The sequence below is a fragment of the Streptomyces sp. NPDC014882 genome, assembly GCF_043081325.1.
Taxonomy (GTDB): domain Bacteria; phylum Actinomycetota; class Actinomycetes; order Streptomycetales; family Streptomycetaceae; genus Streptomyces.
On sequence record NZ_JBIBWL010000003.1, the window covers coordinates 587,857 to 599,547 of the forward strand.

Sequence of the window (11,691 nt, forward strand, 5' to 3'; positions counted from 1 at the left end):
TCCGGTGTGCCTCACCCCTCCAGCAGCCGCTGCCCCACGTACTCGCCCTCCGGCGCTCCGCCCGGCACCGCGAACAGGCCGCTCGACTCGTGCCGGATGTACGTGGACAGCGCGTCCCCGCGGTCCAGCTTGCGCTGCACGGTGACGAATCCGCGCAACGGATCGGCCTGCCAGCAGACGAACAGCAGGCCCGCGTCCGGCACCCCGTCGGCGTCGATGCCGTCGTGGTACGAGAACGGTCGGCGCAGCATCGCCGCGCCCCCGTTCTGGTCGGGGCGGGTGATCCGGGCGTGGGCGTTGACCGGGACTACCAGATCGCCGTTGGCGTCCGTCTTCTCCAGGTCCATCTCGGTCGTCTCGGTCCCGCCGGACAGCGGCGCCCCGTCGGATTTGCGGCGCCCGATGACCTGTTCCTGCGCCGTGACCGACAACTGCTCCCAGTCGTCGAGGAGCATGCGGATCCGGCGTACGACGGCGTAGGAGCCGTTGGCCATCCATGCCGGGTCGTTCGACCCCGACTCCGGCACGAAGATCCGCCGGTCGAAGTCGGCGTCCGCCGGCTTCGGATTGCGGGTGCCGTCCATCTGTCCCATCAGGTTCCTGGCCGTCATGGGGTGGGCGGTCGCACCCGGTGTGCGGTTGAAGCCGTTCATCTGCCAGCGGACCTTCGCCGCCCTGCCCGCGTCCTTCTGGATCGCGCGCAGGGCGTGGAAGGCCACCAGGGCGTCGTTCGCGCCGATCTGCACCCACAGGTCGCCGTTGCTGCGGGCCTTGTCGAGCCGGTCGGAGGAGAAGTCGGGCAGGGGGTCCAGGGCGACCGGCCGCTGCTTCTCCAGGCCGGTGCGTGCGAAGAAGCTGTGGCCGAAGCCGAAGGTGATCGTCAGCGACGACGGTCCCGCGTCCCGCGCGATGTCCGTGTCGTCCTGCGCCGCGGCTTCGCCGGCCATCAGTCGCCGGGCCGTCTCCGACCAGCGGCGCAGTAGTGCCGCGGCTTCCTTGCGGCCCGCGCCCGCCGCGAGGTCGAAGGCGACGAGATGACCGCGGGCCTGGAGTCCCTGGGTGATGCCGGGCTGATGTTTCACGTGGAACATCGCCTGACCGGACCCGATCGAGGACAGCGGGGTGGCTTGCGCCGGTGCCGCGACGTAACCGGCCGCTCCGCCCGCGGCGCCGACCACGAGCCCGGTGGCCCCGGCGGTGCCGAGCAGCTTGCGCCGGGTCAGGCCCGCCCGGGGTGCGTCGGGGGGCAGGGGCTTCTCGGGGGCCTTCGGAAGGGTCTGGTCAGACATGGGTCGTTCAGCCGATCTGCGCGTTCTTGGAGACGGTCGCCTGGTCGATGTCGGAGGTCCGTACGGTCACGGCGATCTGCCATTCGCCGGCCATGGGGATCTGGACCGCGTTCGCCGACCAGTGGCCGGTGGTGATGTGGTCGGGGGTGACGGGCAGCGGCCCGATCTTCTTGCTCTCGAGGGTGAAGGCGACCTTCACCTCGGGCACGTCGAAGGCGCGCCCGTTGGGCCGGGTCACATAGACGTGCATCTCGTTGGCGCCGGTCCGCGCGGGGTCGATGTCGACGCTGACGACGCCCTTGCCGTCGGTACCGCCGGTGTCGAAGGACATGTCGAGGGTCACGGCTCCCGAGGTGTCCGACGAGGCAGCCGGGGCCGCAGTGGCCGCCTTGGCGTCCTGTTCCGTACGGCCGGGTTCGGTGGAGGTCAGCAGTGTGGTGACGGCGAGCAGGACGACGGCGACGCCCGTCTCGGCGAGTACCGAACGGCGCAGGCCGAGCCGGTGGGGGTCGGCGTCACGCAGCCGCTTCTGCCGTGTCGCGTCCACGGCGGCCCGCTGCCGCGCGAGCTGGACGGCCCGCGCGGCAGCGGCAGACCCGGACCCGGACGCCTTTCCGGCATCCGTATGGGCCACGGCCCCTGCGGCCCCGGTTCCCGCCGTCTCCGCAGACATCGTCCCCGTGGCTGTCGCCTCTGCTGCCGCCGCCTCTGCTGCTGTCGCCTCCGCGGCCGCCGCCCCCGCGGTGGCCGCCTCCGCAGTGGCCGCTCCGGCCCCCGCCGTCTCCCCCAGCCGGTTGGTCCACCGCCGCGAGATCCAGGCGACGCCGACGAGCAGTGCCACCAGCCCGATCTTGAGGAGCAGGAGCTGCCCGTAGCGGGTCTCGGTGAAGGCGGACCAGGAACCGAGCTGGCGCCACGACTGGTAGACACCGGTCACGACGAGGGTGACGACACTGCCGAAGGCGACCCGGGAGAACCGGCGGACGGCCGACGCCTCCACCGGGGCGTCGCTCCGGTACAGCGCCACCAGGAGCGCGCACAGCCCGCCGAGCCAGGCGGCGACGGCCAGCAGGTGGACGACGTCCACCGGCATCGCGATGCCCGGCTGGAGTCCGGTGGAAGCGTGCTCGGCCATCGCCCAGCTCGCCGCGAGCCCGGCCGCCACGACGGTTCCGCCGATGGCGAGTCCGAAGGTCAGGTCCCGCTTCTCCGCACCCTCCCGCTTGTCGTACGCGCCGAAGAGCACGGCGATGAACAGTGCGGCCGCGGCGAGCAGCAGCAGCCGGGAGACGAGCGCGGCGCCCGGCTTGGTCTGCAGGACCTGCCCGAGCAGTTCGAGGTCGAAGACGTCGCCGACCTTGCCGGAGCCGGTGTAGGAGCCGCGCAGGAGCAACAGGAAGAGTGTGGCGGAGGTGAGCGCGAGCCAGCCGGAGACGACGAGCCGCTGGACGGCCCGCACACCCGCACCGCCCGGCCAGCAGCCCAGGACGAAGGCGGCCCCGCCGGCCAGGACGATGAATCCGGCGTACGACAGGTACCGGCCGAAGCCGTACAGCCTGCCGACGGCTCCTCCGCCGGCCTCCCGCGCGGTCGCCGGGACACTGGTCGCGGAGGGGGCGCCGATGGAGAAGGTGTAGGCGCCGGCGACGGGATGGCTGTCCGCGGACACCACCTGGTAGGTCACCGTGTACGTGCCGTCGGGCAGCCCCGAGTGCAGGGGCACGGCGTAGGTGGTGCCGCCGACGGCGGACGGCTCGCCGGTGTCGACGCGCCCGCCTTTCGGGTCGAGCACGCGCACGGAGTCGGCACCCGTGGAGACCTGCTCGGAGAAGGTCAGCGAGACCCGGGCGGGCGCCTTCTCGACCACCGCCCCCTGCGCGGGGTCGCTGCCGGTCAGCGCGGCGTGCGCGAAGGCCTGCCCGGCGCCGGCGAGGAGTGCGCCGGTGACGGTCAGGAACAGCAGCACCAGCGTCCGGATCCTGGGGGCGATGGTCGTGGGCAAGGCGGTCCCTCCCTCAGCTTCCGGTGTCCGGGGTGTAGGTGGCGGCTTCCACCGGCATCTCGACCTCGACTGTTCCGGAATCGGCGAAGTGCAGTTCCACGGTCACCTTCTCGCCCTGCAGCGGCTTCCGCTTCAGCTTTTCGAACATCAGGTGGTTCCCGCCGCTGGCCAGCCGGAGCCGGCCGCCCGCCGGCACCTCCAGGGAGTCGACCTCCCGCATGGCTCCGCCGACGGTCTCGTGGACGGTCACGCTGCCGGCGGCATCGCTGGTGACGGAGGTCAGCTCGTCCTTCGTGCCGCCCTCGTTGGTGATGGTCAGGAAGCCGGCGGCCATGGAGGCGGAGACCGGTTGCGGCATGTAGGCGGCGCTGACGGACAGCTCGGCCGCCGAGCCGGCGGAGTCGGAGCCACAGCCCGCGAGGACCAGGGCGGCGGTCAGGGCGCAGGGCAGTGCCGCGACGCGGACGGCGGGCCGCTTCACGGGTTCTGCCCCTTGACGATCCTGGGCAGGTCCTTGATGTAGTCGTCGACCTTGGCGTCCTCGCCGTAGAGGACGTACCCGCCGTCGCTCTTCGGGGAGAAGGCGATGACCTGGGTGCCGTGGGTGGAGACGACCTTGCCGTTCTTGTCCTTGTGCGGCGGCTCGATGGAGATGCCGAGGGAGCGCGCGGCGGTCCGGATGGTGGCGAAGTCGCCGGTCAGGCCGACCACCTGGGAGTCGATGCCCTTGAGCCAGGCGGCGAGCGCGGCCGGGGTGTCGCGGTCCGGGTCGGTGGTGACGAACACGACGCGCAGGGCGTCCTGGTCCGCCTTGGGCAACTGCTTCTTCGCGACGGCGATGTTGTTCATCGTCAGCGGGCAGACGTCCGGGCAGTGGGTGTAGCCGAAGTACACCAGTGTCGGGCGGCCGGCGGTCTCCTCGCGGAGGTCGTAGGGCTTGCCCTGGGTGTCGGTCAGGACCAGGTCCGGCTTGGTGAAGGGCTGGTCGAGCACGGTCGCGGCCTGCTGCGAGGAGTCCTCGGAGACGACCGCGGCGGGGCCGGCACCGCTGTCGTCACCGCCGCAGGCGGAGAGGGTGAGGGTGGCCGCGGCGAGCAGTGCGGCCGCGGCGAACGTCTTCTTGCGCATGGAGAGATGTCCCAGTGGTGTGAACTCCGGTGCGCGCCGGGGGCGTGGAGGCCCCCGACGCGCACCGCGGACGAGCGGGCCTCAGGAGGCGTCGGCGGCCCGGCGACGGGCGGCGAACACGCCGTAGGCCCCACCGGCGACCCCGACGACGATGCCGGCGACGCCCAGGACCCGGGCGGTGGTGTCGGTGCCGTCGGAGGAGCCGGCGGCCTCGGTGGTGGCGGCCGGCTCGGCGTCACCGGACTTGCCGGACGACTCCTCGGCGGACGAACCGTGGGCGTGGCCGTCCTCGGCGGCGGACAGGGCGAGCACCGGTGCCGGGTTCGCCGGCTCCTCGGCGCCTTCCTCCGGCACCTCGATCCAGCGCACGACCTCCTTGTTGGAGTACGTCTGGATCGCCTTGAAGACGAGCTGGTCGGCGTCCTCGGGCAGGGCGCCGATGGAGACCGGGAACTGCTGGATGAAGCCGGGCTCGACGCCCTTGCCGTCGGCGGTCCAGGTCACCTTGGAGACGGCCTCGGAGATCTGCCGCCCGTGCACCTCCAGCGGCTTGGCGAGCTTGCTCTTGGTGATCGTGATCTTCCAGCCGTCGATCTTCTGCGGCATCACCGAGGAGAGGGGCGCGTCGGCCGGGAAGTTGACCTCCAACGCGGTGGTCGAGGCGTTGTCGCGCTCGTTGGGGACGCGGAAGTTCACGACGGCGTAGCCGCCCTTCGCGGCCGTGCCCTCCGGCTGCACGCTGACGTGCGCGAAGGCGGGCGAGGACAGGACGAGAACGGCGGAACCGGCCACGGCGACGGCGGCGGCGGCGGCGAGGCGAGAAACCCTCAGGACAGGCTTCATGACAGGGAGCACTCCACTTCGAGTGAGGTACGACGGGGGAAACGGTGAGGTCCGACCGCGCGGGGGTCGGGCGTGGGCACGCGAAGGCGTGCGCACGCGCGCGTGCCGCACGACGGCGGCCGCCCCTCCCCGTGAAGTGGAGTGCCGGTCGTGTCGTGTCAGGCCGCGAGGACGAGAACGGCGGCGGGTGGACCGCGCCTGACCACCGTGTGCTGGAGCGCCTCGACGGGCGGCCTGGGGGAGGGGAGCAGCGCGGTGCGCGGAACGCGCGGACCGGCCTCCGGCAGGGCGGGCAGTCCGGCGAGCAGGGCGCGCACCAGGGCGAGCGCACCGCGCAGGGACCGCACGGACGCGGCTTCGGCGACGCCGTGCGCGGACAGGTCCATGAGCCGCAGCAGGGCCGAGTCGCCGCGCCGCAGCAGCCATCCGGCGGCGACGGCCGCGAGGACGTGGGCGAGCAGCATCGGCAGGGACGGCAGCAGCGCCATCGACGAGCCCGTGGTGTCGGCCACGGCGTCCGCCGGATGGTGCACGGACCCCATACCGGCCCCGGTACCCGTGCCGTCGCCGCCCGGCTGGAGCCGGGCCTCGACGAGGATCCTCTGGGCCTGCGCCGGGCTCAGCGCTGCGGCGGTGGCCCCGCACACGAGCCGTGCGGCCCGCTCGATCAGCGCGGCGTCGGAGGCGGTGGTGGTCGTCGTGGTCGACGCGACGGCCGTCGACGCGTGCTGGCCGAGGCCGAACAGGGTGTGCAGGGCGGTCTGTCCGACGGCGAGCAGCGCCGCGATGCCCGGCAACGACCGCTCGCGCCCGGCGAGCGGCACCACGACCGCGAGGACTCCCAGGAATCCGGCGCCCAGCGTCCACAGCGGGACGGCGGCGCAGGAGGCGAGCGTGTGCCCCGCCCCGGCCAGCACGACGCAGACCGCGGCGAACACCGCGGCCCGCAGCAGCCGGAGAGAGCCTCCGGAGCGCGCCGTGCGCTGGTGGGGGTCGGTCATGGCGGGCTCATCATCGCACTGGCCCCGCGGCTGCCGTACGCCAGGCCCCCGGGTCCGCGGGATTCCCCCGCACCCGAAGACCACCTCCTGGTGCGACAGGTGCGCGTGATTCCTCCAATGCGCTCATACACCGTTCTTCGCGGACCACACATCCCCCGTATGGGCGGCGTCACGCGGAAATCGTGCTTACTCAGGGTGCAGGGCGGCAATACGTATCGGTATGTCGAGCCGCGGCCTGGAGGCTGGAGCATGAGCATCTGGTGGTCACTCCATCTGCGGCGCGAGGCCGCGAGCGTGCCGCTGGCCCGGCGTCTGCTGCTCGGCGCGATGGAGACGGCGGGTGTCGACCCCGACGTCTCGTACGATCTCTCCGTCGCCCTGAGCGAGGCCTGCGCCAACGCCGTCGAGCACGGGGGGCGGAGCGCGGCGCACGGCGGCTGTTCGGAGGCCTACCGGGTCACCGCCTACCTCGACGGAGAGAAGTGCCGCATCGAGGTCGCCGACTCGGGCCCCGGCTTCACGGCCGGACGTCCCGCCCCCGGTCCCGTCCCCGTGCACACGGATGCCGAGGCGGGCCGCGGCCTGTACCTCATCCGGGAACTCGCCGACCACGTCCACATCGGCAACGAGTCGGGTCTCGGCGGGGCCGTGGTCAGCTTCGACAAGATCCTCAAGTGGCGCGAGGACGCGCCGCTCATGGCCGTCTGATCCCGGCCGTCTGATCCCGGCCGTCCGAGCACCGCGGTCCGAGTAATGCCGTCCTACGTCCCGTCTGCACGGCACTGACCGTGCTCGCCGCCGACCTCCACGCGCGCGTGGAGCCCGCGCGGCAGCGCCGGCCCGCCGGCGGGCGCCCTGTTCGTGGACACCTTGCCGCTCCCGCCCCGCAGCCCCGGCTGACCGGGGCCGGCCGGACGGCACCGGGTCCCCCGGCGGCTCCCTCCCGCCCGGTGGCAGCTCGCCGGGGCGCCGGTCCTGCCGTGCGCGGGGCCGTCGGGGGTGGTTCGTCCGTCGGCGGATGCTCCGCCGGTCACGTCGGGGAGGGCCCGCCGACCGGTGCCGAGCGGGCGGTGTGCGGTTCCCCGGTGTCCCCCTCCCGCCCGGTGTCCCCCTCCCGCCCGGTGTCCCCCTCCCGCCCGGCGTCCCCCTTCCGCCCGGCGGCGGCCCGCCGGGCCGCCGGGCCCATGGCGTACGAGGCCGTCAGGGTCAGACCGGCGAGCAGCAGCCAGCCCGGTGGGCCCCACTCCACGAGGAGGGCGGTCAGGAGGAGCGGGCCGAGGGTGCGGGCGACGGTGACGCCCGTGCCGAACAGCCCCTGGTACTCGCCCACGCGGCCGGCCGGGGCCAGATCGAAGGAGAGCTGCCAGGAGCCCGCCGACTGCCCCATCTCGGCCGCCGCCTGGAGCATCGCCCCCACCACCAGGACGCCCGCCGCCACCCGTGCGGAGGTCCCGGCGGACAGCGCGAACACGGCGCAGGCGGCGCACATCACCCAGCCCGCCCGCCGCAGGACGTGCGTGGCGCCGGCCAGACCGGTGACGCCCCGCGCCACCCGCACCTGGAACACCGTCACCGCGGCGGTGTTGAGCACGAACAGCGCGGACACCAGCCAGGCCGGCGCCCCGGTCCGCTCGGTGATCCACAGCGGCAGGACCAGGCTGAGCAGCGGCAGTCGCAGCAGCAGCACGGTGTTCAGCAGCGCGACGACCGCGTACGGCCGGTCGCGCAGCGCGCCGAGACCGCCGCGCGGGCGGGCCCGGACGGACGCGACGCGCGGCAGGGCGAGGAGCAGCAGCGCGCACACCAGGAAGCTCGCCGCGTCGACCGCGAACACCGCGAGGTACGCCGCCCGCGTCCCGGCGTGCAGGGCGAGCCCGCCGAGTCCGGCGCCCACCGCCAGCCCCGCGTTGAGCGTCGACTGGAGCCGGGCCAGCAGGCCCGTCCGCTCCCCGGCGGGCACCAGCCCCGCCAGCAGCGCCTGCCGCGCCGCCGCCAGCCCCGACTGGGCGGCCGCGTACGCGCAGGCCACCAGCACGAACGGGACGAAGCCGCGCACGAGCGTGAAGGACGCCACCGCCGCCCCGGTCGCCAGCGCCAGCAGCACCGCCGTGCCGCGCGGACCGCGCCGGTCGGCCAGCCTGCCCAGCGGAAGTCCGGCCAGCGAACCGGCCGCCCAGCCGATGGTCAGTCCCAGCCCCACGCGCGCGGGAGCGAGACCGACGACCTGGGTGAAGTAGAGCGCCGACGTCGTGTAGTAGGCGCCGTCCCCGACGGAGTTGCTCAACTGGGCCAGGGCGAGCAGCCGCTGCGGCGGCGTCTTGGTCATGCTCACGAAGCTAGGGACCCGGTGGGCCCGTCGACAGCACCAATCCGGTACCGGCTCATTGGTCCACCAGGCCGGTGCCGGAGTGCCGTTCAGGCCCCTTCCAGCACCTTCACCAGCACGTCCAGCGCCTCCGGATAGGCCCCCTCCCGCGGTGTCCCGTACCCCACCACCAGTCCCTGCGGCCGCCCCCCGGCGTCCTCGCGCGCGTGCCAGTGGTCGCCGAGCAGGCCGACCGCGAGGCCCTCGGCCTCCGCCCGTCCCCGTACCTCCGCCTCGTCGCGGACCTCGACCAGCGCGTGCAGGCCGGCCGCGATCCCGCGCACGCTCCTGTGTGCTCCCAGCCGGTCGAGGAGCAGGTCCCTGCGGCGCCGGTAGCGCAGCCGGCACGCGCGCACGTGACGGTCGTAGACGTGGCCGGAGATCAGTTCGGCGAGGGCCAGCTGGCCGATGGTCTCGGTGTGGTGGTCGCTGTGCAGCTTGGCGTCGGCGACGGTGTCGACGAGGTGCGGCGGCAGCACCATCCAGCCCAGCCGCAGCGCCGGCCCGAGGGTCTTCGAGGCGGTGCCGAGGTAGGCCACCCGCTCCGGTGCCATTCCCTGGAGGGCGCCGACGGGCTGCCGGTCGTAGCGGAACTCGCCGTCGTAGTCGTCCTCGACGATCAGCGCGCCGCGCGCGCGTGCCCAGTCCGTCAGGGCCCGCCGCCGCTCCGGATGCAGTGTCACACCGGTCGGGTACTGGTGCGCGGGCGTGACGACCACCGCCCCGAGGTCGCCCAGCTCCCGTGTGCGCACCCCCCGCTCGTCGACCGGCACCGGCACCACGTGCCCGCCGTTGCGCCGTACGACCTCCCGGTGGAACGGCAGCCCGGGGTCCTCCATGCCCACCGGGGCACCCTCCAGCGCGCGCGTGAGCAGCGCGAGCCCCTGTACGTACCCGGAAGTGATCACGATCCGTTCCGGCGGCGCGATCACCCCGCGCGCCCGTCCCAGGTACCCCGACAGCGCCGTCCGCAGCTCTGCCCGGCCGCGCGGATCGCCGTAGTCGTAGGCCGGGGAGGGGGCCGTGGCGATCGCCCGGCGCAGGGCGCGCAGCCAGGCTGCCGCCGGGAAGGCGCCGACGTCGGGGCTGCCGGGCCGCAGGTCGAAGCGGGGCTCACGCGCGCGCGGGTCGGCGGCCGGCGGGTCGGCGGCGGCGGAGGGCAGCGCGGCGACCCGGGTGCCCGAGCCCTGGCGTGCGGTCAGGTAGCCCTCGGCGACGAGCTGGTCGTACGCGGCCTTGACGGTGTTGCGCGAGATGCCGGCCTCGGCCGCGAGCCGCCGGGTGGCCGGCAGCCGGGTGCCCGGGGCGAGCCGCCCGCCCCGCACGGCGTCCCGCAGCGCCCGTTCCAGCCCGGCCCGCCGCCCCTCGCCGCCGTCGGTCTCCAGGTGCAGGTCGACACCGGACCCCGGCCAGGAGTCGTCCACGAAGCCCTCCCCCAGGTGCGTGCACGTGCGTGTGAGGCGGACACGGCGACGGCCGGGCACCGCGCCGGTGCCCGGCCGTCGGCCCGCTGTCAGCCCTTGAGCGCGGCCATCCACGCCTCGACCTCGGCGGACCGCCGCGGCAGGCCGTCGGACAGGTTGCGGTTCCCGTCCCGGGTGACCAGGATGTCGTCCTCGATCCGGACGCCGATGCCGCGGTACTCCTCGGGCACGGTCAGGTCGTCGGCCTGGAAGTACAGCCCGGGCTCGACCGTCAGCACCATGCCCGGCTCCAGCGTCCCGTCGACGTACGACTCCACGCGCGCGGCGGCGCAGTCGTGGACGTCCATGCCGAGCATGTGACCGGTGCCGTGCAGCGTCCAGCGGCGCTGCAGGCCCAGCTCCAGCACCCGCTCCACGGGCCCCTCGACCAGACCCCACTCGACGAGCCGCTCGGCCAGCACGCGCTGCGCGGCGTCGTGGAAGTCGCGGTACTTGCCGCCGGGCCGCACGGCCGCGATGCCGGCCTCCTGGGCGTCGTACACGGCGTCGTAGATCTTCCTCTGGATCTCGCTGAAGCGGCCGTTGACCGGCAGCGTCCGCGTGACGTCGGCGGTGTAGTACGTGTGCGTCTCCACGCCCGCGTCCAGCAGGAGCAGGTCGCCGGAGCGCACGGGCCCGTCGTTGCGCACCCAGTGCAGCGTGCAGGCGTGCGGGCCGGCGGCGGCGATGGTGCCGTAGCCGATGTCGTTGCCCTCCACGCGCGCGCGGAGGAAGAACGTGCCCTCGATGTAGCGCTCGCTCGTCGCCTCGGCCTTGTCGAGGACCCTCACGACGTCCTCGAAGCCGCGGACCGTCGAGTCGACGGCCTTCTGCAGCTCGCCGATCTCGAACTCGTCCTTGACCAGGCGGGCCTCGGAGAGGAAGACGCGCAGTTCCTCGTCGCGCTCGGCGGTGACCTTGTCGGTCAGCGCGGCCTCGATGCCGGCGTCGTGGCCGCGCACGACCCGCACCGGGCCGGTGGCCTCGCGCAGCAGGGCGGGCAGCTCGCGCACGTCGGCGGCGGGGATGCCGTACAGCTTCTCGGCCTCGGAGAGGGAGTGCCGGCGGCCGACCCACAGCTCGCCCTGGCCGGAGAGCCAGAACTCGCCGTTCTCACGGTCGGAGCGGGGCAGGAGGTAGATCGTCTCGGTGTGGCCCTCGCCCCGGGGCTCCAGGACCAGTACGCCGTCCTCGGTCTGGTTGCCGGTGAGGTAGGCGTACTCGACCGAGGCGCGGAAGGCGTACTCCGTGTCGTTCGAGCGGGTCTTCAGGTTGCCGGCGGGGATCACCAGGCGCTCGCCCGGGAAGCGCGCGGAGAGCGCGGCGCGGCGGGCGGCGGTCTCGGCGGCCTGGGCGATCGGCTCCAGGTCACGCAGCTCCGTGTCGGCCCAGCCGGACTTCATGTTCTCGGCCAGCTCGTCGGACACGCCCGGGTACAGGCCGTTCTTGCGCACCTTGATCGGCTCTTCTTCAGCGGTCTCCGGGGTCTCCGGGAGCTCTTCCGCCACGGTCATCCTCCTCGATACGGCACTGGACCCCCTCCATCGTACGGTCGTACGGAAGGGGGCCCAGGGGCGAATGACCTCTTACCGTTCCGGCG

10 protein-coding genes are annotated in these 11,691 nt (G+C 73.8%); 1 reads left to right on the top strand and 9 read right to left on the bottom strand.

The window, feature by feature from the left end; genetic code table 11:
* Nucleotides 1-11: 11 nt before the first annotated feature.
* The 6 genes from efeB to ACF09K_RS10615 all read right to left on the bottom strand — a co-directional run bounded on the left by efeB (nt 12) and on the right by ACF09K_RS10615 (nt 6,263).
* Nucleotides 12-1,289, bottom strand: coding sequence for an iron uptake transporter deferrochelatase/peroxidase subunit (gene efeB / locus ACF09K_RS10590; protein WP_392242257.1), 1,278 nt, complete (start codon nt 1,287-1,289; stop codon nt 12-14).
* Nucleotides 1,290-1,296: 7 nt separating this feature from the next.
* Entirely contained in the window at nt 1,297-3,291 is a 1,995-nt protein-coding gene (locus ACF09K_RS10595; RefSeq protein WP_392242259.1) for a copper resistance CopC/CopD family protein, read from the bottom strand.
* A 13-nt stretch (nt 3,292-3,304) separates the two neighbouring features.
* Nucleotides 3,305-3,772: a copper chaperone PCu(A)C gene (locus ACF09K_RS10600; RefSeq protein WP_392242261.1), complete on the bottom strand. Its 468-nt coding sequence runs from the start codon at nt 3,770-3,772 to the stop codon at nt 3,305-3,307.
* The gene (locus tag ACF09K_RS10605) at nt 3,769-4,419 is read right to left on the bottom strand and encodes an SCO family protein (protein WP_392242262.1); all 651 of its coding nucleotides are present in this window, start codon (nt 4,417-4,419) and stop codon (nt 3,769-3,771) included. The genes ACF09K_RS10600 and ACF09K_RS10605 overlap by 4 nt, the downstream gene beginning before the upstream one ends.
* Before the next feature lie 81 nt (nt 4,420-4,500).
* Complete coding sequence (locus tag ACF09K_RS10610; RefSeq protein WP_392242455.1) at nt 4,501-5,250, bottom strand: YcnI family protein; 750 nt, start codon at nt 5,248-5,250, stop codon at nt 4,501-4,503.
* A 170-nt stretch (nt 5,251-5,420) separates the two neighbouring features.
* The gene (locus ACF09K_RS10615) at nt 5,421-6,263 is read right to left on the bottom strand and encodes a hypothetical protein (protein ID WP_392242264.1); all 843 of its coding nucleotides are present in this window, start codon (nt 6,261-6,263) and stop codon (nt 5,421-5,423) included.
* Between the two features lie 249 nt (nt 6,264-6,512).
* On the opposite strand from ACF09K_RS10615, the gene ACF09K_RS10620 reads away from it, so the two are divergent.
* Nucleotides 6,513-6,971, top strand: a complete 459-nt coding sequence (locus ACF09K_RS10620) for an ATP-binding protein (RefSeq protein WP_392242266.1) — start codon at nt 6,513-6,515, stop codon at nt 6,969-6,971.
* 322 nt (nt 6,972-7,293) lie between these two features.
* Here the strand turns inward: ACF09K_RS10620 and ACF09K_RS10625 are convergent, their stop codons facing one another.
* The 3 genes from ACF09K_RS10625 to ACF09K_RS10635 all read right to left on the bottom strand — a co-directional run bounded on the left by ACF09K_RS10625 (nt 7,294) and on the right by ACF09K_RS10635 (nt 11,605).
* Entirely contained in the window at nt 7,294-8,589 is a 1,296-nt protein-coding gene (locus tag ACF09K_RS10625) for an MFS transporter (protein WP_392242268.1), read from the bottom strand.
* An 89-nt stretch (nt 8,590-8,678) separates the two neighbouring features.
* Nucleotides 8,679-10,052: a PLP-dependent aminotransferase family protein gene (locus ACF09K_RS10630; protein ID WP_392242270.1), complete on the bottom strand. Its 1,374-nt coding sequence runs from the start codon at nt 10,050-10,052 to the stop codon at nt 8,679-8,681.
* A gap of 89 nt (nt 10,053-10,141) precedes the next feature.
* Nucleotides 10,142-11,605, bottom strand: a complete 1,464-nt coding sequence (locus ACF09K_RS10635; protein WP_392242272.1) for an aminopeptidase P family protein — start codon at nt 11,603-11,605, stop codon at nt 10,142-10,144.
* Between the last annotated feature and the right edge of the window lie 86 nt (nt 11,606-11,691).